Source organism: Kitasatospora sp. NPDC051984, assembly GCF_044593455.1.
GTDB lineage: Bacteria > Actinomycetota > Actinomycetes > Streptomycetales > Streptomycetaceae > Kitasatospora.
This window is the reverse complement of sequence record NZ_JBIUCB010000013.1, coordinates 69,915-96,466: the sequence shown is the minus strand read 5'-3', so window position 1 is coordinate 96,466 and position 26,552 is coordinate 69,915. Positions and strand designations below refer to the sequence as shown.

Genomic DNA, 26,552 nt, shown 5'->3' with positions numbered 1-26,552 from the left:
CCCATGGCCAAGAAGAAGACCGCCGGCGGCACCCCCGCGACCGTCGCCCTCGACACCGCCGCGGTCCCGTTCACCGTCCACGAATACGCCCACGACCCCACCACAAGCTCCTTCGGAGCCGAGGCCGCCGAGGCGATGGGCGTCCCGCCCGGACGCGTCTTCAAAACCCTCCTCGCCGAGACCGACGGCGCCCTCGCCGTAGCCGTCGTCCCCGTCTCCGGCCAACTCGACCTCAAGGCCCTCGCCACCGCGCTCGGCGCGAAACGCGCCACCATGGCCGACCCCACCGCCGCCGAACGCTCCACCGGCTACGTCCTCGGCGGCATCTCCCCCCTCGGCCAACGCAAGAAGCTGCGCACCGTCATCGACACCACCGCCCTGACCCACCCCACGATCTACGTCTCCGCGGGCAAACGGGGCATGGAGGTCGAACTCGCCCCGACGGACCTGATCCGCCTCACCAACGCGGTCACTTGGGCGATCAGGCGAAATCAGGGGCGCGAGGAACTGCGCGAAGGGGAACGCGCTCAACCGCAAGATCGCGACGCAGGACAATGACCTGCACGTGATCGCGACCTTACGGATACGGTGCTACGTTTCGCGTCCCTACTGGGGCGGCTGCGCCCAGTACGGCGGCCGGTCCGGCTCCCGCTTGCCGAACGTCGCCGACAGCGCCAGCAGCACGATCGTCGCCGTCATCGGCCACACCAGCAGCGCGCCGTGCGCCGTGAGCTCCAGCGGCCCGTCGAACGTACCGCCGTTGCCGACGGCCAGCGCGTGCGCCCGCAGGTCCGTCGTGGGGCCGAGCCGGGTGCCGAGCTGCCAGCCGATGACGGAGCCGAGGAGGCCGCCGACGGTGAGGCCGACGGCGACGGCGATGCCACCGCCGCGGGCGCGGGTCCAGAGGAAGGCGCCGAGGGCGGTGGCGACGCCGAGGGCGAGGCCGAGGAGGGAGAAGACGCCGACGGCGGCGATCTGGGCTTCGCCTTCGGGGTCGCGGTAGAGGATCCGGTTGTCCTGGACCTCGAACCCGATCCGGGGGGCGAGCCAGAGCCAGAGCAGGCCGAGGACGACGCCGAGGACCGCTCCGGCGACAGCGATGATCGCTCCGATCCGCAGTTCGGGGCCGACCGGTGGCCGCTCGACGGGGGCGGGCGGCTGGTGCGGGTGGGGCGGGGCGAACGGGTCCGCCCCGGGCGGCGTGTTACCCGCAGGTGTGTTCGGTACGGTCACGGCCCCATCGTCCCACGGCCGCCCCCGCCGCTGTCGATCTCCCGGCGGTGCAAGTTCCCCTGGGAGGAGCTAGCGGGCGGCCCGCCGGTACGCCCAGGTGGCGAGCGTCAGCGAGCCGAGGCCGACCGCGCCGCAGACGCCGAGGTCGATCAGGACGCGGGCCCAGTCGGGGTGCGGGGCGAAGGTGAGGGCGAACGCGTCGACGCCGTAGGTGGAGGGCAGCAGGTCGCGCAGCCACTGCACGGGGACGGGCAGCCGGGAGGCCGGCAGGACGCCCAGCAGCAGCGCTGCGGACATGCCCAACTGCCCGGCAAGGGTGGCGAGTTCCTGGCGCGGGGCGAGCAGCCCGAGCGCCGCGCCGAGTCCGGCGAGCGCCGCGCCGGCCAGCGGGATCACCGCGAACAGGATCCACAGCCGGCCCATCGGCAGGTCGAACATCCAGCTGCCGGCGGCGGCGGTGACGAACACGCCGGGCACGGTGAAGGAGGCGTACGCGGCGGCCGTGCCGAGCACCACGGAGGCGGGCGGGACGGGCAGCGTCGCGTAGTGGTCGAGGCCGCCGGTGTGGCGGAGCCGGCCGAAGTACTGGGCGAGCAGGTTGAGTGCCACGAAGGCGACGACCAGGACGGCGGAGCCGGCCACCACGGCGTGCGCGGAGGGATTGTCGCCGGGGTCGACGACGCCACGCATCATCACCAGGATGCCGATGGACTGGAAGGTCGCGACGAACAGCAGCGGGATCCGGGAGACCTTGGCGCGGGCCAGCTGGGCGCGGTAGACGGCGGCCAGCGCCGGCAGCAGCCGGGCGGCGGGGGCCAGCGGGGCGGCCTGCCCGGTGCCGGTGTCGGCGGGGGCGTCGAGCAGGGTCATCGGGTGAGTCCTTCGTGCCGGCCGCCGAGTCGGAGGTAGGCGTCCTCCAGGGTGGGGGTGGCGAGGGTGAAGTCGTCGAGGGCGGCGAAGGCGGGGCCGGTGGTGACGGCGGCGACCAGTTCGCGGGCCTCGTCGGGGGTGGTGCGCAGGGTCCAGCGGCGGCCGGTGCGCTCGGCGCGTTCGGCGAGCGCGGCGACGGCGGGGACGCCGGTGGGGGCGTCGTGGCGCCACACCAGGTCGAGTCGGACGTGGCCGTCGACCAGGGCCTTGAGGCCGCCGGGGGTGTCGCAGGCGATGACCTTGCCGCCGTCGATCACGGCGACCCGGTCGAGCACGGTCTCGGCCTCGATGACGTTGTGGGTGACCAGCAGCACGGTGGTGCCGCGCTCGGCGCGGCGGCGGTCGACGGCGCTCCAGACGGCGCGGCGGGCGACCGGGTCCATGCCGGTGGTGGGCTCGTCCAGCACCAGCAGCGGGCGTTCGCCGACCAGGGTGGCGGCGAAGCAGGCGAGGCGGCGCTGGCCGCCGGAGAGCTTGGCGAGCGGGCGGTGGGCGAGCGGTTCGAGGCCGAGTTCGGTGATCACGTCGGCGGTCTCGGCGCGGGCGGCGGCGCGGGACAGGCCGCGCAGCCGGCCGGTGGTCTCGGCGGCGAGGGCGACGGTGAGCTCGTCGAGGGCGGTGGATTCCTGGCCGAGGTAGCCGAGCAGCCGGGCGGCCCGTTCGGGGTGACGGACGATGTCGTGGCCGAGCAGCTCGATGGTGCCGGCGTCGGGGCGGAGCAGGCCGGTGAGCTGGCGGACCAGGGTGGACTTACCGGCGCCGTTGGGTCCGAGCAGCCCGAAGATCTCGCCGCGCCGGACGGCGAGATCGATGCCGTCGTTGGCCCGGACCTCGGTGCCGCCCGCCCGATAGGTCTTGACCAGGCCGCTGACGGTGCAGCAGCCCTGAGGTGCCTTGCTCACGACGGAAGACTCTACGCGCCGCAGGGGACGTTCCGGGCATGCGGGTCACACCGAAAGCAGCCGTCGGCGGTGGTCAGTTGTCCTCCAGTGCCTCCGCGGGACGCCGGGTGTCGGGGACGCGGGCGGCCAGTTCCTTCCAGAAGCCCTCCCGGATCGCGTACCTGTCCTGCTCGTCGATCTGGTCCTCCTTGTGCGCGAGCAGGCCGAACCGGGCGGCGTAGCGCAGCAGTTCGCCGTCGAGGCGGTGCGGGATCCGCGGGTGCTCGGTCCACAGCAGGGCGGGGCGGTCGGTGGTGGCGAGGCGGTCGAGCCAGCGGCGGGCGAAGACCTGGCCGACCTCCTGGGGGTCGCCGCCGACGCTGGTGATGTCCTCCTCGCGGTCGGCCCAGCGCTGGGCGGCGGTGGTGAGGCGGTCCAGGGTGGGCAGGGTGTCGGCGGCGCCGGTGGTGTCGGTGCGCTCCAGCCAGCCGCGGTCGGAGGACCAGCGCAGCACCGGCCCGCCGAGCGCGGCGGCCGGCGGTACGGGCACGGGTGCGAGGACGGGGGCGCGGCCTGCCAGGTCCTTGGGGGTGGGGATGACCCGTAACGGGGCGGTCCGCCCGCTGGGGGCGGCCGCGGCGGCGGGGGCGGTGGCGCGCGGGCGGGGCGGGGTGGGCAGCACGGCGACCGGCGCGACGACGGGGGTGACGACAGCGGGTTCGGTGGCGATCTCCCGGGGGCGGGCCCAGCGTTCGATCCAGGCGCGGTCGAGCACCCGGCGTTCGTCGGCCTCGCCGACGAGTTCCTCGGACTGGTTGAAGTCGCCGTCGGCGGCCTCCAGCGCCCACAGGTGGACGGCCACGCCGTGCTCCTTGGCGGAGGCGACGCCGGGCAGCAGGTCGCCGTCGCCGGTGACCAGCACCACGTCTGCGCAGGCGTGGTTGCGGGCGAGTTCGCTGAGTTCGGCGTGCATCGCGGCGTCCACGCCCTTCTGCACCCAGCGGCCCTCCGCGCGGGTGAGCGCGCCGAGCCGGACGGTGACCCGGGGCAGCACTCTGAGGCGCCGGTGTTCGGGCGCGGGTCTGCGGTCGATGGCGGCGTCGAACCAGTAGATCCGCAGCAGCGGCAGCCCGGTCTCCTCCTCGGCGCGTTCGCGCAGCGCGCCGATCAGCACCGGGTGGTCGACGGCGATCCGGGACCGGCCGGATTCTCCCGCGAGCAGGCTGGCGGCGGCGCCCAGCAGGTAGCCCGCGTCGACCAGGACGACGCAGCGGTCCATCTGGCACCTCCTCCTCGGCCCGGCGCCGCGGCGGTGGGGACGCCGCCCGGCGGTCCGGCCCACCGTTGCGCACACCTTTCCCCTTCGTTCGCTCGGTGAACCGCGTCGAACGGTTCGGCTCGCGACCCTGGATACTGGGACACCGTGCGGAAGAGTGCAGTGGCATTGTGCGGAGTGGCGGTGATCGGAGCGGTCGCCATCGTCCTGGTGCCCTCGACCGTTCCGGAGACCTCCCAGGGGGACACCTCGCTGGTCTCGGTGGTGGTCAACGGCGGCCGCACGGTCGAGCTCGGCCCGACCGAGACCCGGACCTTCCCGGTGGAGGTGACGGCGACGGACCGTTCCGGCATCCGCACTGTCGATCCGATAGGCCTGTGGGGCCCGAACTACGCGACCCTCAAGGTCGGCCCGATGAGCTGCGTCCCGCTGGACGCCACCGGCACGGTGAGCCGCTGCACGGGCGAGGCGACGGCCTCGGCGACCTCCCGGGTGCTGTTCGACGACCAGGCCGGCACCTGGTTCGTGGACCTGCGGATCCAGGCCAACGACGGCGACCGCTACGTGTCGAAGTCGGCGGGCGGTTTCTCGCTGAAGCGGACGGCGCAGTTCGACCAGGCGTCCTGCCCCACGACGGCGGTCGACGGCCAGAGCATCCAGCTGCAGGCGCGGCTCCAACGCACCATGTGGGACGAGGGCGGCTACATTCCGCAGCGCGGCATGACGGTGTACCTGCAGTTCCGCCCGACCGGCTCGGACAACTGGTCCACGCTGACGGCGACCAACAGCAACGCCGAGGGCATGGTGTCGATACAGCTCGAGGCCAGCATGTCGGGCACGTACCAGTGGTACACGGCGGGCGACAAGTGGACGGGATCGGCGACCTCGGCGGAGCTGCCGATCACCGTCACCCCGAAGCAGGCGCACCCCGGGCAGTGAGCGCGAAGGGGCGCCGGGGAGGTTCCCCAGCGCCCCTGGTGGCTCTGCCGATCAGCCGCGCAGTTCGGCGGCGACCAGTTCGGCGATCTGCACCGCGTTGAGCGCGGCACCCTTGCGCAGGTTGTCGTTGGACAGGAACAGCGACAGGCCGTTGTCCACGGTCTCGTCCACCCGGATCCGGCCGACGTAGCTCGGGTCCTGGCCGGCGGCCTGCAGCGGGGTGGGGATGTCGGTGAGGACGACGCCGGGGGCGTCGGCCAGCAGCTCGGTGGCGCGCTCGGGGCTGAGCGGGCGGGCGAAGCGGGCGTTGACCTGGAGCGAGTGGCCGGTGAAGACCGGGACGCGCACGCAGGTGCCGGAGACCTTCAGCTCGGGGATGCCGAGGATCTTGCGGCTCTCGTGGCGGAGCTTCTGCTCCTCGTCGGTCTCGTTGCTGCCGTCGTCCACCAGCGCGCCGGCGAACGGCAGCACGTTGAACGCGATCGGACGCTTGTAGACGCCCGGCGCGGGGAACTCGACGGCCGCGCCGTCGTGCACCAGCGCGGTGGCGTCGTCGACGACCTTGCGGGCCTGCTCGTGCAGCTCGGAGACGCCGGCCAGGCCGGAGCCGGAGACCGCCTGGTAGGTGGAGACCACCAGCGAGACCAGCTCGGACTCGCCGTGCAGCGGCCGCAGCACGGGCATCGCGGCCATCGTGGTGCAGTTCGGGTTGGCGATGATGCCCTTGGGTCGCTCGGCGATCGCCTCGGGGTTGACCTCGGCGACGACCAGCGGGACCTCGGGGTCGCGGCGCCAGGCGGAGGAGTTGTCGATGACGACGGCTCCGGCCTCGGCGACCTTCGGGGCGAGGGCCTTGGAGGTGGACCCGCCGGCGGAGAAGATCACGATGTCGAGGCCGCGGTAGTCGGCCGTGGTGGCGTCCTCGACGGTGACCTCGGTGTCCTTCCAGGGCAGCGTGCGCCCGGCCGAGCGGGCCGAGGCGAACAGCCGCAGCTGCTCGACCGGAAAGTTGCGCTCCGCCAGGATCTCGCGGACCACGCCGCCGACCTGACCGGTGGCTCCTACGATGCCGACCTTCATCCGAGTCTCCTCCTCCTACGTTGTGCAAAGCCATCATGCCTTGTCAGAGCGGGTGCGCGCGGGGGCGTCCCAAGGCGTGAACGCCTGCCGTCCGAGGCGGCAATCCCTTTCGTCGGGGCGCCCGCGGGCCGCAAATTCTGCGCGGATCTCAGCCGTGCGCGAGCAGCGGCAGCCGCACCGCCGGGGTGGGGATGCGCCCGGCGCGGTGCAGCAGCGCCTTGAGCGCGGTCGGGTTGGGCCCGGCGAACGCGGCCCGGGACACCTCGGCCAGCTCCGCGCCGAGCTTGCGGGCCAGCGGCACGTCACCGTCCGCCCAGGCCCGGTGCAGGGCGACGAAACGGGCGGTCTCCAGGTGCGCGGAGGCCAGGATGCCGCCGTCGGCACCGAGCGCGAGCAGCGGGGACAGGAACAGGTCGTCGCCGACCAGCACCCCGCGCGGTTCGGCGCCCAGCAGCGCGACGGCCTGCTCGTCGATCCCGCCGGGGGCGTACTTGAGGCCCGCGACCTGCGGCAGCGCCAGCAGTTCCAGCAGCGTGGCGGCGCCGAGCGGCTGCCCGGTGCGGTACGGGATGTGGTAGATCACCAGCGGCACGGGACTGGTGGCGGCCAGTTCCCGGAAGTGCGCGAGCACCCCGGCCTCGCCGGGACGGACGAACGCCGGGACGGCGACCAGTGCCGCGTCCGCCCGCCCGTCCAGCCGGGCCAGCGCCTCGGCGGTGCGCGCGGTGCCGCCGTGCCCTGCGCCGACCGTCAGCACGGCCCCGTACTCGGTGGTGACGCGCCGGCACAGTTCGACCACCGCGTCCTGTTCGGCGTCGGTGAGGGATCCGGGTTCGCCGGTGGTGCCGAGGGCGACCAGTCCGGCGGCGCCGGCGTCCAGGCTGTCGCGGGCCAGCTGCTCCAGCGCGTCCAGGGCGAGGGCGCCGTCGGCGGTGAACGGAGTGACCAGCGGGACGTGAATGCCGTGGAGTTCCATGGGGGAAGCGTGCCGGGCGCCGACCGTGCGGGTCCAGTTCACATTTCCGATGCTTCTCGTAAGCTGAGCCGATGCTCGATGTGCGACGACTGCGGCTGCTGCGCGAACTGGCCCACCTGGGGACGATCGCGGCGGTGGCGGACGCCCTGGCGTTCAGTCCTTCGGCGGTGTCCCAGCAGCTGTCGGTGCTGGAACGGGAGGCCGGGGTGCCGCTGCTGGAGCGCACCGGGCGGCGGGTGGCGCTGACCCCCGCCGGGCGGAACCTGGTGCGGCACACCGAGGCGGTGCTGGAGCTGCTGGAGCGGGCGGACGCCGAACTGGCGCACGCCCGCCGCGGCCTGGCCGGCCCGCTGCGGATCGGCGCCTACCCGTCCGCGGTGCGCGCCCTGGTCCCCGCCGCACTGGCCGAACTGGCCGCCCGGCACCCCGAGTTGGAGGCCATGGTCAGCGAGGTGGACCCGGCCGCGGTGGCGGCGGCGCTGCGCGCGGGCGAACTGGACCTGGCGCTGGTGCACGAGTACGACCTGGTGCCGGCCGAGCCGGAGGAGGGCATCGCGCTGACCGGCCCGGTGTTCGCCGAGCCGATGTACCTGGCGGCCCGCAGCGCCGGCACCCTCGCCGACCACCAGCACAGCCCGTGGATCACCGCCCCGCCCGGCACCCTCTGCCACGAACTGACCGAACGGGCCTGCCAGGCCGCCGGGTTCAGCCCCCGGGTCCGGCACCGGGTGGACGACTTCGCGGCCCAGCTCGCCCTGGTGGCGGCCGGCCAGGGCGTGGCCCTGGTCCCCCACCTGGGCACCGGCCACTGCCCCCCGAACGTCACCCTGACCCGCCTGCCGATCTACCGCCGCACCCGCACCGCCTTCCGCGCGGGCGCCGCCGCCCATCCCGCCGTGGCCGCCTTCGCGGCGGCCCTGCACACGGCGGTCCCGGCCGAACTGCGCGCCGCCTGACGCCCGTTCGGCCCGTTCGATCAATTCAGCACCCTCAGCCCGTTCAGCCCGTTCAGCCCGCGAACTCCCGGATCAGCCGCCAGACTTCGGCGGGCCGCTCCTCCTGCATGAAGTGCCCGCCGCCTTCGACCAGTCCGGTGCTGAGCGCCCGCACGCCGGCCGCCCGCAGACCGGCGGCGTACGCGTCGAGGTCGACGGGTTCGCGGGTGCCGCGCAGGTAGAGCAGCGGGGTGTCGACGGGCCCGGCGGCGGCGGATTCGGCGTTGTCGCGGGCGTCCTGCCCGAAGGCCCGGTAGAGGTCGAACCCGGCGGCGAGCTGCCCGGGTTCGCGGTAGGCGGCGGCCTGTTCGGCGCGCGATTCGGGGGTGATCCGGTCGGGGTCGGCGGACAGCACCCGGTAGAAGTACGCGAAGTAGGCCTCCTGCCGGCCGTCGACCAGCGTCTCGGGCAGCTCGGGGACGGCGTGCAGGCCGAAGTGCCAGATGTACGGGTTGCCCAGCACCTGCTCCCAGGGCGCGACGCCGGGCAGCACGGTGTTCATCACCACCACCCGGTCGACGGCGTCGAAGGCCCGCAGGTAGGCGTACGCGGCCATGCCACCGGCGTCGTGGCCGACCAACGTGGTTCCGGTGAGGCCGAGTTGGCCGATCAGCGCGTGTACGGCGGCGGCGATCCGCCGCTTGGAGCCGCCGACGCCGCCGGTGGAGCGGCCGATGCCGGGCAGGTCGACGGCGAGCAGGCGGGCCTCGTCGCCGGCCGCGGCCATCACGCCCTGCCAGGTGCGGGAGGACTCGGGCCAACCGTGCAGCAGCAGGAAGGGACGGCCGTCGGGGTCGCCGGATTCCACGACGTGCAGGGAGAGTTCACCAACGGGCACCTGATGGCGCCTCAGTTCGATCGACATGCGACATGTCTACCAAAAGACATGGATCATGTCGATGGCCGATCGTCTAGGCTGGCCGCATGAACGACGACCGCCCGGGCTACGAGCGCGGGACCGGCTTCCTGCTGGCCCGGCTCGGCTCGCTCACCGCCCGCTCCTGGACGGCCTTCCTCGGCGAACACCGGCTGACCCAGGCCCAGTACGGCGTGCTGGTCGCGCTCGGGCAGCACGGCCCGGTCGGCCAGGGCCGGCTGGCCGAGCTGGTGGCGGTGGACGCCCGCAACCTGGTGTCGGTGCTGGACGGCCTGACCGGCCGTCACCTCGTGGAGCGCCGCCCGCACGACACCGACGGCCGCCGCCGGGTGGTCGCGCTGACCGCCGAGGGGCGGGCGCTGGTGGACGGCCTGGCCGCCGCGGCCGCCACCGAGCAGGACCGCTTCCTCGCCGCTCTCCCCGCCACCGACCGGGCCCGGCTGAACCGGCTGCTGCAACGCCTCTACGCCGCCCACCTGTCGCAGCCGGACGCGGGGGCTTGAAGCGGTCGATAGCCTTCCGCCATGCATGAGTTGAACGAGCAGAAGGAACAGCCCGGCCGGTTCGGCGCCGGGGCCACGCTGGAGATAGCGGCCGAGCGGATCGGTTCGGTGCACACCACCTACGCGCCGGACCCCGACGGCGACCCGGACCCGGGCGAGATCGTCTGGACCTGGGTGCCGTTCGAGGAGAACGACGGCCGCGGCAAGGACCGCCCGGTGCTGGTGGTGGCCCGGGAGCGGTCCGGCACCCTGCTGACGGTGATGCTGTCCAGCAAGGGCCACGACAACGACCCGGACTGGGTGCCGCTCGGCGCCGGCCCGTGGGACCGCAGCGGCCGGGACTCCTGGGTGGCGCTGGACCGGGTGTTCCGGGTGCACGACGGCGGAATGCGGCGCGAGGCCTGCGCCCTCGACCGGGCCCGTTTCCAGCTGGTGGTCGACTCGTTGAGGCACCGTTACGGCTGGCACTGAGTAACGATTGTCGGATCGTCTTCCATCGCTCGCCCCGAACCGGGTACAACGGCACCAGCAACTCCCAACAGTTGACCTGGAGTCGGACGCATGAGCAGCAACACTCCTCCTGGCTACGGGCCGCAGGACCCGTACGGCCAGAACCCGTACGGCCAGCAGCCGCCTCCGGCCAACGGCGGCTACGGCACCCCGCCCCCGCCTCCCCCGCCGCCGCCGGGCTACGGCGAGCAGCAGCCCGGGTACGGCGCCCCGCAGGGCTACGGACAGCAACCGGGTTACGGGCAGCAGCCCGGCTACGGCGCCCCGCAGGCCCAGTGGCCGGGCTGGCTCAGCCCGACGCCGCCGCCCGGTGTGCCGCCGACGCCGGGCACCCGGGTGCTGGCCTCGTTCGGCGACCGCCTGCTGGCCCGCCTGATCGACTGGGCGGTGCTGCTGATCCCGATCTACATCGCGTTCGCGCTGATGCCCAGCATCTTCCTCGCCTACGTGGTGATCGCCGTGGTCTACGCCGGTTACGACGCGGGGATGATGCTGACCCAGCACGGCCAGACCGTGGGCAAGAAGGTCATGAAGATCCGGGTGGTCAGCCAGGCCCACGGCGGACGCCCGACCGACAACGAGATCTGGACCCGCGCCGCGGTCTGGGGCGGCCCGTTCCTGGTTCCGTTCATCGGTGGCCTGTGCGCGCTGGTGAACGGCCTGTGGCAGCTGGCGGACAAGCCGCTCCAGCAGGCCCTGCACGACAAGGTCGGCAAGACCCTGGTGGTCAAGGAGAGCTGATCCGGCGTCAACGGCGAAGAGCCCCTGCGGAGTTCCGACTCCGCAGGGGCTCTTCGCCTGCCGGTGTCAGCTGGCCAGGCAGCTCGGCCCGAGCAGCTGCTTCAGGTCGCCGAACAGCGCGGGGTCGGACTTCACCCGGTGCCGGTCGAGGCGCAGCACCACGGTCCTGGTCCGCCCGCGCAGGTGGACGTGGACCTCGGTGGAGCCCTTGTGGTGGGTGAGCACCTCGCCGAGCCGGCTGACGATCGGCGGGGTGAGCTTGTTCTCCGGCACGGTGATCACGATCGGCAGCTGGGCGCCGACGTTGGACAGGTCGGGCACCGTGAGTTCCATGCCCATCAGGCGCGGCACGTCCTCCCGCTTGTCGAGCTTGCCGCGCACGAACACCACGGCGTCCTCGACGAGTTGGGAGGAGACCAGCTGGTAGCTGGCGGGGAAGAACATGCAGTCGATGGAGCCGGCCAGGTCCTCGACGGTGGCGATCGCCCAGGCGTTGCCCTGCTTGGTCATCTTCCGCTGGAGGCCGGAGATGATGCCGCCGATGGTGACGATGGTGCCGTCGGGGCGTTCGGCGAGGTCGGCGACCGCGCAGTCGGCCTTGTCGGCGAGCACGTGCTCGATGCCGTGCAGCGGGTGCGAGGAGACGTACAGGCCGAGCATCTCGCGCTCCTGGGTGAGCAGGAAGGACTTTTCCCACTCCTCCTCGGAGAACACCACGTCCAGGCCAAAGCTCGGCTCGTCGGAGACACTGTCGCCGCCGAACAGGTCGAACTGGCCCTCGGCCTCCTTGCGCTTGATCGAGACCACGTTGTCGATCATCGGCTCGAACTGGGCGGTCAGGCCCTTGCGGGTGTGCCCGAGCGAGTCGAAGGAGCCGGCCTTGATCAGCGATTCGACGGTGCGCTTGTTGCAGACCACCGCCTCGACCTTGTCCAGGAAGTCCGGGAAGGAGGTGTACTTCCCCTTGGCCTTCCGGGTGCGGATCATCGACTCCACCACCGGGCCGCCGACGTTGCGGATGGCGGTCAGGCCGAACCGGACGGTGTCGCTGCCGTGCGGGGTGAAGTCGGCGTCGGACTCGTTGACGTCCGGCGGGAGCACCTGGATGCCCATCTTGCGGCACTCGTTGAGGTAGACCGCGGACTTGTCCTTGTCGTCCTTGACCGAGGTGAGCAGGCCGGACATGTACTCGGCGGGGTAGTTCGCCTTCAGATACGCGGTCCAGTAGGAGACCAGTCCGTAGCCGGCGGTGTGGGCTTTGTTGAAGGCGTAGCCGGAGAAGGGGACGAGGACGTCCCACACGGCCTGGATCGCGGCGTCCGAGTAGCCGTGTTCGCGGCAGCCCCTCTGGAAGGGAACGAACTCGGCCTCCAGGATCTCCTTCTTCTTCTTGCCCATGGCCCGGCGCAGCAGGTCGGCCTGGCCGAGCGAGTAGCCGGCCAGGATCTGCGCGGCCTTCTGCACCTGCTCCTGGTAGACGATCAGGCCGTAGGTCGGCTTGAGGATCTCCTCCAGGGGCTTCTCCAGCTCCGGGTGGATCGGGGTGATGTCCTGCTGGCCGTTCTTGCGCAGCGCGTAGTTGGTGTGCGAATTGACGCCCATCGGGCCCGGGCGGTACAGCGCGAGGACGGCGGAGATGTCTTCGAAGTTGTCGGGCTTCATCAGGCGCAGCAGCGAGCGCATGGGGCCGCCGTCGAGCTGGAAGACGCCGAGCGTGTCGCCGCGGGCGAGCAGTTCGTAGGTGGGCTTGTCGTCGAGCGGCAGATCGAGCAGCTCGATCTTGATGGCCTTGTTCTTCTCGATCGCCTTGACGGCGTCGTCCATGATCGTCAGGTTGCGCAGGCCGAGGAAGTCCATCTTGAGAAGGCCGAGGCCCTCACAGGTGGGGTAGTCGAACTGCGTGATGGTGACGCCGTCGGTGTGCCGGGTCCAGACCGGGATGTGGTCGGTCAGCGGCTCGGCGGACATGATGACGCCGGCGGCGTGCACGCCGGGCTGGCGGATCAGGCCCTCGATGCCGCGCGCGGTGTCGATGACCTTCTTGACGTCCGGGTCGCTCTCGTACAGGCCGCGGATCTCGCCCGCCTCGCCGTAGCGGGGGTGCGAGCTGTCGGTGATGCCGGAGAGCGGGATGCCCTTGCCCATGACGTCCGGCGGCATCGCCTTGGTGATCCGGTCGCCCATCGCGTACGGGTAGCCGAGGACGCGCGAGGAGTCCTTGATGGCGGCCTTCGCCTTGATGGTGCCGTACGTGACGATCATGGCGACCTTGTCGGAGCCCCACTTCTCCGTCACGTAGCGGATCACGTCACCGCGCCGGCGCTCGTCGAAGTCGATGTCGACGTCGGGCATGGAGATGCGCTCGGGGTTGAGGAAGCGCTCGAAGATCAGGCCGTGCGGGATCGGGTCGAGGTCGGTGATGCCCATCGCGTAGGCGACCAGCGAACCCGCCGCCGAACCACGGCCCGGACCCACCGCGATGCCCTGGCTCTTCGCCCACATGATGAAGTCGGCGACCACGAGGAAGTACGCCGGGAACCCCATCTGGATGATGGTGTCCATCTCGTACTCGGCGAGCTTCTTGTGCTCGTCGTCGTAGCCGCCCGGGAAGCGCCAGTCCATGCCTTCCCAGACCTTGGACTTGAAGAAGTCCGCCTCGGACTCGAAGCCCTCCGGGATCGGGAACCGCGGCATCAGGTTCTTGAACTTGAACATGCCCTCGGTGTCGACCCGGGAGGCGACCAGCAGCTGGCTGTTGCGGCAGCCCTCCTGCCAGATGTCCGAGGAGTCGAGGCCGTACATCTCGGCGGCCGACTTGATGTAGTAGCCGGTGCCGTCGAACCGGAAGCGGTCCGGGTCGGAGAGGTTCTTGCCGGTCTGGACGCAGAGCAGCAGGTCGTGCGCGCCGGCGTCGGCCTCGGTGGTGTAGTGCGAGTCGTTGGTGACCACCGGCGGGATGTTCAGCTTCCTGGAGATCTCCAGGAGGCCGTCACGGACCCGCTTCTCGATGTCGAGGCCGTGGTCCATCAGCTCCAGGAAGTAGTTCTCCTTGCCGAAGATGTCCTGGTACTCGGCGGCCGACTTGAGCGCCTCGTCGAACTGGCCGAGCCGCAGCCGGGTCTGCACCACGCCGGACGGGCAACCGGTGGTGGCCATCAGGCCCTCGGCGTGCTCGGCGATGATCTCCTTGTCCATCCGGGGCCACTTCACCAGCCAGCCCTCCGCGTACGAGCGGGAGGTCAGCTTGAAGAGGTTGTGCAGGCCCTCCTTGTTGCGGGCCCAGATGGTCTTGTGGGTGTAGGCACCGGACGCCGAGACGTCGTCCTTCTTCTGGTGCGGCTGGCCCCACAGGATGCGCTTGGTGTTCGAGCGGGACTCCGGCGCCACGTACGCCTCGATGCCGATCACCGGGGTGATGCCGGCGGCGGTGGCCTGCTTGTGGAACTCGGCGGCGCCGTACATGTTGCCGTGGTCGGTCATCGCGACGTGGGTCTGGCCCAGCCTCTCGACCTCCTTGAAGAGCTGCTTCAGCCGGGCGGCGCCGTCCAGCATCGAGTACTCGGTGTGGACGTGCAGGTGCGCGTACGGCTGGTCGCTCAAGGCGGGGCCTCCGGGGTACTGAGGGGGTACTGAGGGGTACTTCGGGGGTACTTCGGGGTACTGCGGGGGCTGAAACACGTAAGGCCCGAGCCACCACCTGGGCTCGGACCACGGCTTCCGGGATCGCGGATCCGAGTCTAGTCCCCCTCCGGACGTTGAAGCGCTAACCTCCGACCACCACACGGTTACGGGAGGGGACCCTGCCATGGCCTTCGTACCATCGCCTCTGCCCGCTGCCCGGCCGGCCGTCCGCGGCCTGCCGGGAATCGGCGTGCTCATGTTGTTGCAGCTCATCAGCCTGCTCGGCATCCTCGGCTACGACCTGGCGCAGGGCGACGGCCTGTCGTACCTGCCGACGGCGCTCGGCTTCTCGTACAAGCACATCGTGCCGGCCCCGGTCGGTTTCTTCGGCTGGAGCACCGCGTACCTGCTGGCGACGGCCGCCGTCGTGTTCGGCGCGTTCGCGGGCGGCCGCTGGGTGCGCGGCGCGGCGATACCGCTGACCGCCGTCAACGCGTACCTCTCGCTGAACGAGCTGGTCATCCTGTTCACCGGGGACAACGCCGGCAACGAGTACGTGTACAAGCCGTTCGGGCACCTGCTGCTGACCCTGACCCTGCCGCTGAACCTGCTGATCGCCCTGGCCGTCACCGTGGTGGTGGCCGCCACCCGCACCCCGGGCACCGCGCCGCTGCACCCGCAGCCGGGCTTCGGCCACCCGGGCGCCGTTCCCGGCCCGTGGGGCGGCGCGGCCGCCGGGCCGGTTCCGCAACCGCCCTTCCCCCACCCGCACGCACCGCGGCCCGGGCTGCCGCAGCCGCCCGCCGGCGACCCCGGCGCCGCGTACGCCTACCCCCCGGCACCGGCCGCCCCGCCCGCGCCGCCCGCCGGTGCGCCCGGCTATCCCCCGGCACCGGCCGCCCCGCCGCACTTCACACACCAGCCGCACCAGCCGCACCACTCGCACCAGCCCGCCCCCGGTCCCGTCACCGGCGGCGAGTCGCAGCCCCACCACTCGCACCAGGACCACTCGCACCACCAGCCGCCGCCCACCCCTCCGATGTCCTGACCGACTGTTAGCTTGGGCGTCGCCGAGAGGAGCCCCGACGATGCCCACCGCCGTCCGAACGCTGACCGCCCGCGAGTTGACGGTCGGCTACTTCGAACGCCAACTACTGGACCGCGCCCAGCCGTTGCCCGCCGTCGAGGCGGCGCGCCGGCTGGCCGCGCTGCAGGCGCAGTACTCGACGTCGCCGCACCTCGCGCTGTGGTCCCGGCTGCCCGGCTTCACCACCGGGCAGCTGGACGCGGCGCTGCTGGACGGCAGCGTGGTGAAGGCGACGCTGATGCGCGGCACCCTGCACCTGGTGCCGGGCGAGGACTACGGCCACCTGGCCGCCGCCTGGCGCCGCCAGTGGCTCACCGACCTGCGCGGCCGGCACCGGGACGCGGGCCTGGATGAGGACGAACTCACCGCCTCGCTGCGGGAGTTCGCCACCGTGGCCCGCTCCGCCGAGGAGCTGCGCGGCCACCTGGCCGAGGCGTCGAAGGAGCGGATCCGGCCCGAGGACCTGCTGCACTTCGCCCGCGCCCTGGCCCCACTGGTGCACGTCGCCCCGTCCGGGCACTGGCGGGCCCACGGCAAGCCCCGATTCGTGCTGTGGCAGGGCGAGTTGCCGCCCGAGCCGGAGGCCACGGCCCGGCTGGTGCGCCGCTACCTGGCCGGGTACGGACCGGCCTCGCGCGCCGACATCGCGCACTTCAGCGGGCTGAGGCTGCGGCAGATCGACCTGGCGCTGGCCGAACTCGGCGAGCTGGTCCGCTACCGGGACGAGGCCGGCCGGGAGCTGCTCGACCTCCAGGACGCCCCGCCGGTCTCCGACCCGGGCCGCGAACTGCCGGTCCGCTTCCTGCCGAAGTGGGACGCGGCGCTGCTCTCGCACGCCGACCGGACCAGGATGCTGCCCGCCGACATCCACCGGCAGGTGTACCGGGCGGTGAACGGCACCCTGCTGGCCTCCTACCTGGTGGACGGCCGGGTGACAGGCACCTGGGCGCACGAGGCGAAGCGCGGCGCGGCCGTGCTGACGCTCACCCCGCTCGTCCCGCACGGGCAGCGGGCCGAGCTGGCGGCCGAGGGCGAGCGCCTGTCGGAGTTCCTGGAGCCCGACGCGGCCACTCGCACGGTCCGGTTCTCCGGCTGACCGCCGGTCAGCCCTGCGAGTCGGCCTCCGCGGTGTCCTCGGCCTCGGCCTCCGCGTCCAGCTCGGCGAGGAACGCAAGCGCGGCCGCCCAGGTCCGCTCGTCGGCCTCGGCGTCGTAGTCCGGCAGTTCGGCGTCGGTGTACAGGTGCCCGGCGCCCCGGTAGCGGTGCACCTCGACGTCGGCGCCGGCCCGGGTCATCTGCAGGTACCAGGTGTTCAGCCAGTCCTCGGACTCGTACGCGTCCGGCTCGGCCACGTGCAGCTGCACCGCGATGCCGGTGGCGGCGTCCTCGCGCAGGTCGGAGGTGCCGTGCAGGAGCAGCAGCCCGCGGGCCTGCTCGTCGGCGAGGGCCAGGTTCTGCGCCAGCGATCCGCCGAGCGAGAACCCGGCGTACACCAGGCCGTGCTTCGCGGGCAGCAGCGGGGCGACGGCGGTGACGGCGCGGCGCAGCAGTTCGTCGTTGCCGATCTCGTCGCGGTACGCCATGCCCTCCTCGGCCTCGTCGAAGGTGCGGCCCTGGTACAGGTCGGGGGTGTGCACGGTGTGCTCGGCCTCGCGCAGCCGGTCGGCGGCCCGGTGCACGGCGGGGCGCGGGCCGTACGCGGAGTGGAACAGGACGATCTCGGCCACGGGTGGCTCCTCAGTGCTCGGGTGCTCGACCGTCCATGATCTCCCATCCGGGAACGCGACGGGGCCCGGCCCACCGCTGGGTGGGCCGGGCCGCTCGTGCCGAGCGCGGTCAGTACGAGGTGCTGACCGAGGCTCCGCTGAACGCCTGCTGGCCGTACAGGCTGATGTAGTTGTACCCGGCGGGCGGGTTGGTGATGGTCAGCGTCTCGTTGTTGCCGCTGCCGGTGGACTTGGCGGTGTACGAGCCGGTGGTGGCCCAGTTGCTGCCGTTGTAGTACAGGTCGGCGTTGCCGGTGCCACCGGAGGTGGTGATGGTGAGGCTGGTGGTGCCGGCCGGCACCCACAGGTAGAAGTACGCGTAGTTCTGGACGGTGGCGGCGACGTTGGAGCGGCCGCAGTTCTTGTCGAGCTGCCGGGTGTCGGAGCCGGTGCACTCGGGGACGCTCGGCACGGCCGGACCGCAGTTGCCGGTGTTGCAGGCGGTCAGCCAGTTGTTGAAGTCGGCGTCGTAGCGGGTGCCGATGGTGGTCTTCAGGATCGTCCGGGCGCCGGCCCAGTCACCGGTGCGGTACTTGGCGAGCACGGCGTCCATGTCGGCGCGGTGCGACTGGAGCATGTAACGGACCGCCAGGTAGCCCCAGTTGTAGACCCTGGTCTGGTCGGCGTTGTTGTAGGTGGTGTCGAACAGGGTGGACAGCGCGTAGGTGTGCTGCCCGGCCTGGGTGATCGCGTCGGTGTACTCGACGCCCCGGTACGCGTAGGAGATGTACTCGGCGAAGCCCTCGACCCACCAGACGGTCGGGGTGGTCATGCCGGCGTCGAAGTCGCCGTACATGTCGAACCGGCCGTCGAGGTAGTGGGTGTACTCGTGGTTGAGGTTCCAGATCTGGAAGGCGGGACGGACCCACTCGGCCTCGTGGGCGATGAACCGCGGCTGGTTGCCGGCCGTGGCCGGGTCGCCCTCCAGGTACATGCCGCCGTTGTCGGTGGAGATGTCGAAGATGGTGCCGGCGTAGGTCCGGTAGTCACTGCTGGAGTGGAACACCACCACCTCGATGGTGGTGTTGTTGTCGTTCGCCACCGCGCCGCTGTCCCGGACCACGCCGTGGAAGTAGGCGTCCTGGCCCTTCAGGCTGGTGCAGGCGGTGTTCAGCTGGTCGGCGGTCAGCGCCTGCGCGAGGATCCGAATGCTCGGGCTGCACGTGTAGTTGACCGTCAGGACGGCGGCCTTCAGCCGGCTGGCCAGGTCGCAGGTGCCGTAGTAGGCGCAGTTCGCCTTGTCGTAGCTGTCGGTCATCTCGGCCAGGCCGACCCACAGCGTGGCGGTCCGCCCGGTGATCGCGCTCTGGTCCAGCAGGCTCTTCACCAGCGGCCGGACCTTGGCCTGCATCGCCGGGTACTGGAGGAACCGGCCGAGTTCGCGGCCCGCGTTGGAGACCAGGAAGTCGTTGGTCCCGCCGAGCAGGCCGCTGTTGCGGGTGGCGAACGCCTGGAGGGTGTCCAGCACGCTCGGGTCGGCCTGGACGGCGGGCAGGAAGTCGCTGTTCTGGTGGCCGCGCCAGAGCACGGTGTACGTGTTGTTGACGGCGTTGACCATGTACCAGGACGGGTCGTAGCTGCTGTTGTAGCCGTTCAGCAGCCGCTTCACGACCGACAGGTAGCGGGCGTTCTCGGCCGCGCTGTCGATCAGGATGACGGCCTCGCCCAGCGTGGCGCCGTTGGCGTCGGTCACGTCCTGCGAGTGCGGGGCGGCGAAGAAGGCGTCCAGGCCGCCCTCGATCGCGGACTTCAGGTTGGCACCGTACGGGCCGACCACGTCCTTGTTGTACCACTGCACGTAGTACCCGGCCCGCAGGTACAGCACGATCTGGGTGGCCGAAGTGGAGTCGTCACCCGGGTAGTTGGCGGAGACGTCGCGCAGCGCGTTGGCCACGCTGACCATCTGCGCCTCGTTGAACGCCAGTTTCGCGTCGTTGCCCTTGAGCAGGAACAGCGAGTTGACGCAGTCCACGGTGGCGGACTTGATCTGGGCGACCAGCGCGCCGCCGGTCTTCCCGGTGAAGTCGGAGACGTTGCAAGTGGCGGCCGCCACCAGCGACTTGGCCTGCTCCGGCTCGCTCTTGACGGCGAGCGGCGGCCGCTTGCTGGCGTCCGACCGCACGTCGCGGTCGGAGTCCTTGCGGCGCTCGGCCGCCTCGGTGCTGCGCGGCGCCGACTTCGACGCCTTCGCGGGCCGCTCGCCGGTGGGAGCGGTGGGGGTGGCCGCCCGGGCGCCCGGCACGAAGGCGGCGAGGAAGCCGAGGGTCAGGCAGAAGGAAAGCAGCAGGCTCCACGTTCGCGCGGGGGACGCGAACGGTATCCGGAAGGTTCGCACGTGGGGGCCTCCGGGCCGATATGACGCCGCGCGTTGGGGGCGCGGCGGAGGGGGAATGCGCCGTCGAGACCAGCTCGACGACTGGGGGTGACATGTACAATTGCACATGTCACCTCACGCGGGAACCCCTCGGGGCCGGATCAACTGGCCCACATAACCCCGGAGTTGATGCCTCTCAGCCGGCCAGCCGGCCCGCCAGCTCCTCCACGTCGGAGACGAACCACAGCTGCAACCCGCGATTGCTCTCCCGCACGAAGTCCCGCAGGGCGTCCGACCGCTCCACGTGCGGTGCGACGTCCCCCACCACCGCGAGACCCATCCGGTACTGGGCGAACTTCTGCACCACCCCGCCCGCCACCCCACTGCGCAGCCGGAAGAACTCCTCCGCGAACCGCTCCACCGGCACCGCCACCCAGGACGCCCCCTGGTAGTACGCGTTCCCCAGCAGGTCCACCGCGTCCTGCTCACCGGCGACCGGCGCGCCCTCCGCCCCGCACACCATCACCTGGACCCCGCCCAGCTCCCGAACCACCGTCATCGCACGTCTCCCGTCAGATCCTCGATCAACCCGAGCACATCCCCCACCCGCCGCGGCGGCCCCAGCACCACGAACCGCAACCCGCCCCGCGCCTCGTCCCGCACCGCCTGCACCCACAACGGCCGCGACTCCCCCGACGACCAGGCCGACGCCGCCGCCAGCACCGCCGTCACCAGCCGATCCGCGTCCCCGCGCCCCACCCCGTCCACCTGCACCACGGCCGAAACCTCCGCCCGCGAGGGGCCCACCGCCTCGGCACCCCCGGTGAACGCCTCCACCTCCGCCCGCGCGATCCGGTACTGCTTCCCGATCCGCACCGCCTTCAGCTTCCCGTCCCGCACATAGCCCCGGACGGTCTTCACATGCAGCCCGAGCAGCTCGGCCACATCCTCGACGGAGTAGAACTCCTGCACGCCGCATCCTTCCCCATCATTCCCCATTTGCCTACCCGATAGGGAAGAATACGGCAGAACGCTGCTACCAGCCCATCCCCGCCGGCCCGATCCCCCGCAGCCCGGCCTGCCGGGCCGGCCACTCGGCGCGCTCCACGTCGCCCGACCGGAAGTGGAGGAAGACCGTGTGATCCGCCGCCGGCACGTCAGCGGTCACCTCCCGGCTGTTGACGGCGATCTGCACGCACGCGTCCTTGTTCCACATCTCCAGCCCGAGCTCCGGAGGCTTTCCGACTCCACACGAACGAGGCCCCGCCGCCCTGGTTCCAGGGACGGACGGGGCCTCTCAACTGCCGCTCAGGCCAAGGGATCCGGCGCCCCCGCCACGCCGGCCAGGCGGTTGCGGCGCCGGAGGCCGACGACAGTGGCGGCGGCCAGGAACACGAGGACGACGACAGTGTCGCGGAGCAGGTCGCGCGGCTCGGCGGGGGCGTTGCGGTAGAGCGGCGGGGGCACCATCGCCCCCCAGGGCAGGGCGGCCAGCGCCACGCCGGCAGCCCGCAGCCGGCCGGTGGCGGGGTCGGCGAGGTGCAGCAGGTACGCGACGGCCAGGACGACCGCCGGCCAGGCGGAGGACATCTCGATCGGGGTCTGCATGATCGGCGGGAACAGGACGCTGGAGGAGTCCTTGCCCCAGGAGCCGAGCCACAGGACGGCAATGCCACTCATCGGCAGGGCGACGGCCGTCGCGGCGGCCACGACCCGATGACGGCCGCGCCGCGAAAGGTCGACCGCGTCCGGCGGGGCGAGAAGCACCAACGCGCCCACGACGGCCCAGACCCCGAGCAGGCTGGTGGCCCCGATGGACTCCGCGTCCTCACCGAACTGCGCCGCGACGACGGCGAGCAGGACGAGGACCCGGGCGGGGGCCCAACGGCCGAGCGCGGCACACAGCAGGGCGAGGACCCAGGGCGCGGCGTGAGCGACGTCCAGCGCGACCGGTGGCTGGTACGGCCCGCGCTCGAACAGCAGGGTCAGGAGCTGGACCGCGCCCAGCGCCGCCCCACCGGCCACCAGGAACGGCGCCGCACCGGCAAGCACCCTGCCCGCCGGGTCGCGCGAGCTGAGCCGGGTGCGCAGCCGCAGCGCGTGCGCGGCCAGGACGACCCACTCGCGCACGGCAGTGCGGCGGTCGGCGTCCTGGACCGACTCGGCGAAGACGGCGACGATCTCCTCGCCGTGCGCGACCCGGTACCCGGCGGGGTAGATGCGGCGCAGCAGCCCGACGAACAGGCGGCTCATGCCGTCCCCCCGCTCAGCCGCAACCCGCCGAGGGCGAGCCGCCGTTCGGCCTCGTCGGCCCCGGCGCGCAGCCGCCGCATCTCCCCGGTCAGGGTGTGCCGGCCCTGGTCGGTCAGGGCGAAGCTGCGGCGCAGCCGCCCGTTCACGACCTCCTCGCCCTCGACCTGGATGAGCCCTTGCTGGAGCAGCCGGTCCAGCGCCGTGTACAGGGTGCCGGTGAGCATCTTGGTCCGGCCGCCGGTGATCGCCAGGACTTCCTGGAGGATCGCGTATCCGTGCCGGGGTTCGTCGGCGAGCGCGGTGAGCACGAGCCGTGTCGGCTCGGGCAGTTGACGGTCTGTCATGCCGCCACCATAGGTCAACCATTTAGATATGTCGATGGTTTAGCTATCGCGCCCCAGCACGCCCGACCCCCGCCCTCCCCGGCCCTCGAAAAAACCATTTGCATCCACCGGCCCGCTGACTAAGGTGGTCCAAGTCCGCCCGCAAGCACTCATGCGCGGGTGGTGAGACGAGTGAGGAGGTGTGGCCAGGATGGTTGCCGCCGTGACGCGGCGCGCTTTCGCCTGCGCGCCATACGCCCCCTCCCCCCGTCTTCTCCCCACCGGCTGACAGCGCGTCACTCCGCGCCCCGGTGGGCCACTCCTCAGGAGCCACCGCAGTGCGCGAGCGCTTTGCCGACAGCGATTCCTTCTCCCGTATCCGCCCCAAGGGCACTTCCCGTCGCGGCCGCAAGGCCGACCGCTTCGACGACGCCGAGCCCGAGTACCTGTACTTCCCCTCCGAGGACTACGCCGAGTTCGACGGCTCCGAGGACGAGAACGAGAACCCCCCGGCCACCGACGGCCCCGCCGTGGGCGACCGCTGGTCCACCTGGGACCAGTCCACCCCGACCGAGAAGGGCCCGCAGCCCCGCCCCGACTGGGTGATCACCGAACTCGCGGCCGTCGACACCGAGTTCGGCATCGTGAAGACCGGCAAGGAGGCCGACGTCTTCCTGCTGGAGCGCAGCGTTCCGGGCACCGAGCGCCGCACCCTGATGGCGGCCAAGCGCTACCGCGATTCCCAGCACCGCATGTTCCACCGCGACTCGGGCTACCTGGAGGGCCGCCAGCACAAGGAGTCCCGGGTCAGCCGGGCGATGGCCAAGCGCACGGCCTTCGGCAAGGAGGCGATCGCCGGCCAGTGGGCGGCGGCCGAGTTCACGGCGCTGTGCCGTCTGTGGTCGGCGGGTGTCGCCGTGCCCTACCCGGTGCAGATCACCGGCACCGAGATCCTGATGGAGTTCGTCGGCGACGAGGCCGGCACTGCCGCCCCGCGGCTGGCCCAGCTGCGCGCCGAGGAGGCCGACATCGACGACCTCTGGGAGCAGCTGGGCCGCAGCCTCTCACTGCTGGCGTACGACGGCTACGCGCACGGCGACCTCTCGGCGTACAACATCCTGGTCCACCAGGGCCGCCTGGTGATCATCGACGTCCCGCAGATCGTGGACGTGGTGGCCAACCCGCGCGGCCTGTCCTTCCTGGAGCGGGACGTCCGCAATGTCGGCGCCTGGTTCGTCTCCCGCGGCCTGCCGCCCGAGCGGGTGGAGGCCCTGGTGCAGTCGCTGGCGGACGACGCCCGCCTCCGCCGCTGACGACCTACTCGCTCGGCCAGAGGATGAACCGCGGCAGCGTGATCCGCCGCGGTTCTCCGCCGCACGCGGCATTCGCGCCGAGCGCCCCGCGGATCTCGTACAGGTGCGCCACGGTGAGCTCCAGCGGCGCCTCGTACGGCTGGTAGGTGTACCGGATCGGGTAGTCGAGGCCCGGCTCGACCGACATCTCGATGTGGCAGCCGAGCACGTGGGTGACGGGCCGCCGTTCGGCCAGCTCGATCATCCGGTCGATGCTGTGGCTGAACGCGGCCCAGTCCTGGATGTACAGGCGGCCGGGGTACACGGTGTCGCCGGTGAGCAGGAATCCGCTCCACGGGTCGTAGAAGGTGACCGAGGCGGCGTGGTGCCCGGGAGTGGCCAGGCACTCCAGCACCCGCCCGCCGAGGTCGATCCGGGCGACGGCCTCCGGGTCGGCGTCGAAACCGAACCACGGCCAGGCGCTGTCCTTCCCGGCCGGCACCAGCTCCGTCCCCGGCCGGTCGGCGAACTGCCCGTCCCCGGCGACGTGGTCGCCGTGCGCATGGGTGTGCACCACCAGCAGCCGGTAGTCCTCCCTGGGGTTGCGCGCCAGCCAGCCGTCGATCAGCTCGTCCACGGTCCGCCGCAGCGGCAGGTACTCGGCCTCGGCGGTGGCCCCGGTGTCGATCAGCACGGCCCGCTCGTTGCCGAACAGCAGGTACAGGAACGGCGCTTCGTAGTTGACGGCCATGTTCTGCCGCAGGATCACGGTGTGCTCGTCGTACGCGTACACCTGCAGGTCGGGGTCGGTGTTGTGCTTGGCCGACGGCGACCCGTGGTTCCAGCTGACGTCCAGCGGCCGCGTCTCGGGCCGTCCGGTGGTGAAGTCGATCGTCACTGCGGCATTCCTCCGTATCTTTCCTCCACGGCCCGCCACTTGACCGCACGTCAGTAACAACGTTCCCGCTCGAACAGACGTGCCCGGCGGCGTGTAGAGTCGCGCGCGAAGAGGGGCCGGGCCGACTTCCCATCGGGCGTCCGGGCGGCCAGACTCTCTTGTTGACGGGTCGTACACCATGCTCGGGGGAAACGGGACATGTGGGGTCGGGGGACGGTGCTCGGGGGCCGCTACGCCCTCACCGAGCGGCTCGGCAGCGGCGCCATGGGCGAGGTCTGGCGCGCGGACGACCAGGTGCTGGGCCGCCAGGTCGCGGTGAAGATCGTCCTTCCGGCGCTGATGGAGGACGAGGTCTTCGCGGCCCGCTTCCGCCGCGAGGCGACCGTGCTGGCGGCGATGAACCACCGCGGCGTCGTGCACATCCACGACTACGGCGAGGACGCCACCGACCCGTCCGCGAAGATCGCGTACATCGTGATGGAACTGCTGACCGGCAAGCCGCTCGACAAGGCGAAGGGACGCGGCAGCTTCCCGCCGGACCGGGCGCTGGACATCGCCGCGCAGATGCTGGACGCCCTGCACGCCGCGCACCAGCAGGGCATCGTGCACCGCGACATCAAGCCGTCCAACCTGATGATCGACCAGGACGGCCGGATCACCGTCACCGACTTCGGCATCGCCCGCACGCTCGCCGACACCCGGATCACCACCGCCCACGCGGTGATCGGCACCGCCCTGTACATGGCCCCGGAACGCGCCGAGGGCAAGGACGCCTCGGCCACCTCCGACCTGTACTCGGTCGGCGTGGTGCTGTACGAACTGCTCGCCGGGAAGCCGCCGTTCACCGGCGACACTCCGCTCGAAGTGGTGCTCAAGCACGTCCGCGAACCGGTGCCGGAGCTGCCGGAGACGGTGCCCGCGCCGGTACGCGCGGTGGTCGCGAAGTCCCTCGCCAAGGAACCCGGCGCCCGCTACCCGGACGCCGCCGCGATGGCCCTCGCCGCCCGCCAGGCGATGTCCACCCCGGCCGGCCTGGGCGCCGTCCTGGCCCTCGCCGGCCCGGACGAGGCCCCGCCCGCCGTCGCCGCCCCGGACGCCACCACCGCACCCCACCGCCCCGAACGCGCCGGCCGCCGCCGACTGGTCACCCTGGTCCTGCCGCTGATGCTGGTCACCGGCGGCGGGGTGACCGCCCAGCAGCTCGAACTGCTGCCCTGGCAGCACCGCCCGGAATCCGCCAACAGCGCCAACTCCCCCACCGGCCCGGCAACTTCCAGCCCGAACGGCTCCCCGTCCGGCACCGCCCCGAACAGCCCGGAGCAGCCACCCCAGTCCTCCGGCCCGCCGTCCACCGACCCGTCCGGCAACCCCACCCAGCCCGGCGGCGGCGCACCCGACCAGGGCAACTCCGGTGCCACCAACGGCGGTTCCTCGAACAACAACAACAACGGCGGCACCCCCAACACCGGCGGCTCGAACGGCGGCGGCTCGAACAACAACACCGGCGGCTCGAACGGCGGCGGGTCCGGTGGCTCGAACAACGGCGGTGACGGCGGTTCCACCCCGACCCAGCCCGCCCCCAACACCTCCAAGCCCGCCACCAACGGCCCGGCCTCCGGCTGCGGCGGCAGCGGCTGGGGCCGGCTGGTCAACGTCGGCACCGGCCAGGCCGCCGGCCTCGGCTCGGACGCGCTGATCGCGGGCGTCACCGTGATGTCGGGCAGCAACACCTCCTTCGGGTGGGTGAAGACCACCGATGCCACCAACCGCACCAACTTCATTGCCTGCAAGAGCAGCAGCGGCGTCAAGCTGGGGATCAACTACCTCGGTTCCTCATTCGCCGAACTCGCCGGTTCCACCAATTACAACGACCTCACCGACTTCGTCGTCACCGACGCGGGCTCGGGCATGTTCCAACTCGGGGTCGGCTACGCCAACGCCTGCCTCACGGACTCGGGGGCCGGGCAGCAGCTGACCGCCACCACGTGCTCACCCGGCAGCAGGTCCCAACTCTTCCGCTTCTCCTGACCCCCGACTCCGCCACACCACAACGGAGT

At 71.9% G+C, this 26,552-nt stretch carries 26 protein-coding genes; 10 read left to right on the top strand and 16 right to left on the bottom strand.

Translation table 11 applies throughout. From position 1 onward, the window contains the following. The first annotated feature begins 3 nt into the window (after nucleotides 1-3). The gene (gene ybaK / locus ACIHEI_RS24230) at nucleotides 4-558 is read left to right on the top strand and encodes a Cys-tRNA(Pro) deacylase (RefSeq protein WP_396608063.1); all 555 of its coding nucleotides are present in this window, start codon (nucleotides 4-6) and stop codon (nucleotides 556-558) included. A 48-nt stretch (nucleotides 559-606) separates the two neighbouring features. On the opposite strand, the gene ACIHEI_RS24225 is transcribed toward ybaK, so the two are convergent. From ACIHEI_RS24225 to ACIHEI_RS24210, 4 genes are all read right to left on the bottom strand, one after another. Further along, complete coding sequence (locus tag ACIHEI_RS24225; RefSeq protein WP_396608062.1) at nucleotides 607-1,233, bottom strand: hypothetical protein; 627 nt, start codon at nucleotides 1,231-1,233, stop codon at nucleotides 607-609. 69 nt (nucleotides 1,234-1,302) lie between these two features. Further along, complete coding sequence (locus ACIHEI_RS24220; RefSeq protein WP_396608061.1) at nucleotides 1,303-2,103, bottom strand: ABC transporter permease; 801 nt, start codon at nucleotides 2,101-2,103, stop codon at nucleotides 1,303-1,305. After that, nucleotides 2,100-3,065: an ABC transporter ATP-binding protein gene (locus tag ACIHEI_RS24215; protein WP_387863935.1), complete on the bottom strand. Its 966-nt coding sequence runs from the start codon at nucleotides 3,063-3,065 to the stop codon at nucleotides 2,100-2,102. The genes ACIHEI_RS24220 and ACIHEI_RS24215 overlap by 4 nt, the downstream gene beginning before the upstream one ends. 73 nt (nucleotides 3,066-3,138) lie before the next feature. Beyond that, a complete protein-coding gene (locus tag ACIHEI_RS24210; RefSeq protein WP_396608060.1) occupies nucleotides 3,139-4,323 on the bottom strand; it encodes an NYN domain-containing protein in 1,185 nt (394 codons plus the stop codon). A 180-nt stretch (nucleotides 4,324-4,503) separates the two neighbouring features. Between ACIHEI_RS24210 and ACIHEI_RS24205 the strand changes: the two genes are divergently transcribed. Beyond that, nucleotides 4,504-5,259, top strand: a complete 756-nt coding sequence (locus ACIHEI_RS24205; RefSeq protein WP_396608059.1) for a hypothetical protein — start codon at nucleotides 4,504-4,506, stop codon at nucleotides 5,257-5,259. 51 nt (nucleotides 5,260-5,310) lie between these two features. Here ACIHEI_RS24205 and ACIHEI_RS24200 read toward each other — a convergent pair whose 3' ends face one another. Together ACIHEI_RS24200 and ACIHEI_RS24195 are read right to left on the bottom strand one after the other, a co-directional pair. Further along, complete coding sequence (locus tag ACIHEI_RS24200; protein WP_387863939.1) at nucleotides 5,311-6,339, bottom strand: aspartate-semialdehyde dehydrogenase; 1,029 nt, start codon at nucleotides 6,337-6,339, stop codon at nucleotides 5,311-5,313. 148 nt (nucleotides 6,340-6,487) lie between these two features. Continuing rightward, nucleotides 6,488-7,315: a dihydrodipicolinate synthase family protein gene (locus ACIHEI_RS24195; protein ID WP_396608058.1), complete on the bottom strand. Its 828-nt coding sequence runs from the start codon at nucleotides 7,313-7,315 to the stop codon at nucleotides 6,488-6,490. 71 nt (nucleotides 7,316-7,386) lie between these two features. Here ACIHEI_RS24195 and ACIHEI_RS24190 point away from each other — a divergent pair, with 71 nt between their 5' ends. Further along, nucleotides 7,387-8,271 carry a LysR substrate-binding domain-containing protein gene (locus tag ACIHEI_RS24190; protein WP_387863941.1) on the top strand — a complete coding sequence of 295 codons (885 nt, stop codon included), beginning with the start codon at nucleotides 7,387-7,389 and terminating at the stop codon, nucleotides 8,269-8,271. 52 nt (nucleotides 8,272-8,323) lie between these two features. Here the strand turns inward: ACIHEI_RS24190 and ACIHEI_RS24185 are convergent, their stop codons facing one another. Next, nucleotides 8,324-9,175: an alpha/beta fold hydrolase gene (locus tag ACIHEI_RS24185; RefSeq protein WP_396608057.1), complete on the bottom strand. Its 852-nt coding sequence runs from the start codon at nucleotides 9,173-9,175 to the stop codon at nucleotides 8,324-8,326. A gap of 59 nt (nucleotides 9,176-9,234) precedes the next feature. On the opposite strand from ACIHEI_RS24185, the gene ACIHEI_RS24180 reads away from it, so the two are divergent. The 3 genes from ACIHEI_RS24180 to ACIHEI_RS24170 all read left to right on the top strand — a co-directional run bounded on the left by ACIHEI_RS24180 (nucleotide 9,235) and on the right by ACIHEI_RS24170 (nucleotide 10,941). After that, nucleotides 9,235-9,690, top strand: coding sequence for a MarR family winged helix-turn-helix transcriptional regulator (locus ACIHEI_RS24180; protein ID WP_396608056.1), 456 nt, complete (start codon nucleotides 9,235-9,237; stop codon nucleotides 9,688-9,690). 21 nt (nucleotides 9,691-9,711) lie between these two features. Next, a complete protein-coding gene (locus ACIHEI_RS24175) occupies nucleotides 9,712-10,161 on the top strand; it encodes a type II toxin-antitoxin system PemK/MazF family toxin (RefSeq protein WP_396608055.1) in 450 nt (149 codons plus the stop codon). A gap of 90 nt (nucleotides 10,162-10,251) precedes the next feature. After that, nucleotides 10,252-10,941 (top strand): RDD family protein, encoded by a 690-nt coding sequence (locus ACIHEI_RS24170; RefSeq protein ID WP_396608054.1) that lies wholly within the window; start codon nucleotides 10,252-10,254, stop codon nucleotides 10,939-10,941. A gap of 66 nt (nucleotides 10,942-11,007) precedes the next feature. On the opposite strand, the gene dnaE is transcribed toward ACIHEI_RS24170, so the two are convergent. Further along, nucleotides 11,008-14,541 (bottom strand): DNA polymerase III subunit alpha, encoded by a 3,534-nt coding sequence (gene dnaE / locus ACIHEI_RS24165; protein WP_396608053.1) that lies wholly within the window; start codon nucleotides 14,539-14,541, stop codon nucleotides 11,008-11,010. A 277-nt stretch (nucleotides 14,542-14,818) separates the two neighbouring features. Here dnaE and ACIHEI_RS24160 point away from each other — a divergent pair, with 277 nt between their 5' ends. Next, nucleotides 14,819-15,610 carry a hypothetical protein gene (locus ACIHEI_RS24160; protein ID WP_396608052.1) on the top strand — a complete coding sequence of 264 codons (792 nt, stop codon included), beginning with the start codon at nucleotides 14,819-14,821 and terminating at the stop codon, nucleotides 15,608-15,610. Between the two features lie 40 nt (nucleotides 15,611-15,650). Beyond that, a complete protein-coding gene (locus tag ACIHEI_RS24155; protein WP_396608051.1) occupies nucleotides 15,651-16,745 on the top strand; it encodes a winged helix DNA-binding domain-containing protein in 1,095 nt (364 codons plus the stop codon). A gap of 7 nt (nucleotides 16,746-16,752) precedes the next feature. Here ACIHEI_RS24155 and ACIHEI_RS24150 read toward each other — a convergent pair whose 3' ends face one another. The 7 genes from ACIHEI_RS24150 to ACIHEI_RS24120 all read right to left on the bottom strand — a co-directional run bounded on the left by ACIHEI_RS24150 (nucleotide 16,753) and on the right by ACIHEI_RS24120 (nucleotide 22,326). Continuing rightward, the gene (locus ACIHEI_RS24150; RefSeq protein ID WP_396608050.1) at nucleotides 16,753-17,376 is read right to left on the bottom strand and encodes a dienelactone hydrolase family protein; all 624 of its coding nucleotides are present in this window, start codon (nucleotides 17,374-17,376) and stop codon (nucleotides 16,753-16,755) included. Between the two features lie 109 nt (nucleotides 17,377-17,485). Then, nucleotides 17,486-19,657 (bottom strand): M9 family metallopeptidase, encoded by a 2,172-nt coding sequence (locus ACIHEI_RS24145; RefSeq protein ID WP_396608107.1) that lies wholly within the window; start codon nucleotides 19,655-19,657, stop codon nucleotides 17,486-17,488. A gap of 268 nt (nucleotides 19,658-19,925) precedes the next feature. Continuing rightward, nucleotides 19,926-20,288: a DUF4180 domain-containing protein gene (locus tag ACIHEI_RS24140; protein ID WP_387863953.1), complete on the bottom strand. Its 363-nt coding sequence runs from the start codon at nucleotides 20,286-20,288 to the stop codon at nucleotides 19,926-19,928. After that, entirely contained in the window at nucleotides 20,285-20,701 is a 417-nt protein-coding gene (locus ACIHEI_RS24135; protein ID WP_392948687.1) for a helix-turn-helix domain-containing protein, read from the bottom strand. Before ACIHEI_RS24135 ends, ACIHEI_RS24140 begins: the two co-directional genes overlap by 4 nt. A gap of 64 nt (nucleotides 20,702-20,765) precedes the next feature. Next, nucleotides 20,766-20,945: a hypothetical protein gene (locus ACIHEI_RS24130; RefSeq protein ID WP_396608049.1), complete on the bottom strand. Its 180-nt coding sequence runs from the start codon at nucleotides 20,943-20,945 to the stop codon at nucleotides 20,766-20,768. Nucleotides 20,946-21,037: 92 nt separating this feature from the next. Continuing rightward, complete coding sequence (locus ACIHEI_RS24125; protein WP_396608048.1) at nucleotides 21,038-21,982, bottom strand: hypothetical protein; 945 nt, start codon at nucleotides 21,980-21,982, stop codon at nucleotides 21,038-21,040. Then, nucleotides 21,979-22,326 (bottom strand): PadR family transcriptional regulator, encoded by a 348-nt coding sequence (locus ACIHEI_RS24120; protein ID WP_387645929.1) that lies wholly within the window; start codon nucleotides 22,324-22,326, stop codon nucleotides 21,979-21,981. Before ACIHEI_RS24120 ends, ACIHEI_RS24125 begins: the two co-directional genes overlap by 4 nt. A gap of 317 nt (nucleotides 22,327-22,643) precedes the next feature. On the opposite strand from ACIHEI_RS24120, the gene ACIHEI_RS24115 reads away from it, so the two are divergent. Next, entirely contained in the window at nucleotides 22,644-23,618 is a 975-nt protein-coding gene (locus ACIHEI_RS24115; RefSeq protein WP_396608047.1) for a serine protein kinase RIO, read from the top strand. A 4-nt stretch (nucleotides 23,619-23,622) separates the two neighbouring features. Here ACIHEI_RS24115 and ACIHEI_RS24110 read toward each other — a convergent pair whose 3' ends face one another. Then, entirely contained in the window at nucleotides 23,623-24,495 is an 873-nt protein-coding gene (locus ACIHEI_RS24110; RefSeq protein ID WP_387861123.1) for an MBL fold metallo-hydrolase, read from the bottom strand. Nucleotides 24,496-24,693: 198 nt separating this feature from the next. On the opposite strand from ACIHEI_RS24110, the gene ACIHEI_RS24105 reads away from it, so the two are divergent. Continuing rightward, the gene (locus tag ACIHEI_RS24105; protein WP_396608046.1) at nucleotides 24,694-26,523 is read left to right on the top strand and encodes a protein kinase; all 1,830 of its coding nucleotides are present in this window, start codon (nucleotides 24,694-24,696) and stop codon (nucleotides 26,521-26,523) included. Nucleotides 26,524-26,552 lie beyond the last annotated feature (29 nt).

Coding starts and splice junctions, on each gene's coding strand:
- ybaK (WP_396608063.1), top strand. CDS start 4: ATGGCCAAGAAGAAGACCGCCGGCGGCACCCCCGCGACCGTCGCCCTC.
- ACIHEI_RS24220 (WP_396608061.1), bottom strand. CDS start 2,103: ATGACCCTGCTCGACGCCCCCGCCGACACCGGCACCGGGCAGGCCGCC.
- ACIHEI_RS24210 (WP_396608060.1), bottom strand. CDS start 4,323: ATGGACCGCTGCGTCGTCCTGGTCGACGCGGGCTACCTGCTGGGCGCC.
- ACIHEI_RS24200 (WP_387863939.1), bottom strand. CDS start 6,339: ATGAAGGTCGGCATCGTAGGAGCCACCGGTCAGGTCGGCGGCGTGGTC.
- ACIHEI_RS24195 (WP_396608058.1), bottom strand. CDS start 7,315: ATGGAACTCCACGGCATTCACGTCCCGCTGGTCACTCCGTTCACCGCC.
- ACIHEI_RS24190 (WP_387863941.1), top strand. CDS start 7,387: ATGCTCGATGTGCGACGACTGCGGCTGCTGCGCGAACTGGCCCACCTG.
- ACIHEI_RS24185 (WP_396608057.1), bottom strand. CDS start 9,175: ATGTCGATCGAACTGAGGCGCCATCAGGTGCCCGTTGGTGAACTCTCC.
- ACIHEI_RS24180 (WP_396608056.1), top strand. CDS start 9,235: ATGAACGACGACCGCCCGGGCTACGAGCGCGGGACCGGCTTCCTGCTG.
- ACIHEI_RS24175 (WP_396608055.1), top strand. CDS start 9,712: ATGCATGAGTTGAACGAGCAGAAGGAACAGCCCGGCCGGTTCGGCGCC.
- ACIHEI_RS24170 (WP_396608054.1), top strand. CDS start 10,252: ATGAGCAGCAACACTCCTCCTGGCTACGGGCCGCAGGACCCGTACGGC.
- ACIHEI_RS24160 (WP_396608052.1), top strand. CDS start 14,819: ATGTTGTTGCAGCTCATCAGCCTGCTCGGCATCCTCGGCTACGACCTG.
- ACIHEI_RS24155 (WP_396608051.1), top strand. CDS start 15,651: ATGCCCACCGCCGTCCGAACGCTGACCGCCCGCGAGTTGACGGTCGGC.
- ACIHEI_RS24140 (WP_387863953.1), bottom strand. CDS start 20,288: ATGACGGTGGTTCGGGAGCTGGGCGGGGTCCAGGTGATGGTGTGCGGG.
- ACIHEI_RS24130 (WP_396608049.1), bottom strand. CDS start 20,945: ATGTGGAACAAGGACGCGTGCGTGCAGATCGCCGTCAACAGCCGGGAG.
- ACIHEI_RS24125 (WP_396608048.1), bottom strand. CDS start 21,982: ATGAGCCGCCTGTTCGTCGGGCTGCTGCGCCGCATCTACCCCGCCGGG.
- ACIHEI_RS24120 (WP_387645929.1), bottom strand. CDS start 22,326: ATGACAGACCGTCAACTGCCCGAGCCGACACGGCTCGTGCTCACCGCG.
- ACIHEI_RS24105 (WP_396608046.1), top strand. CDS start 24,694: ATGTGGGGTCGGGGGACGGTGCTCGGGGGCCGCTACGCCCTCACCGAG.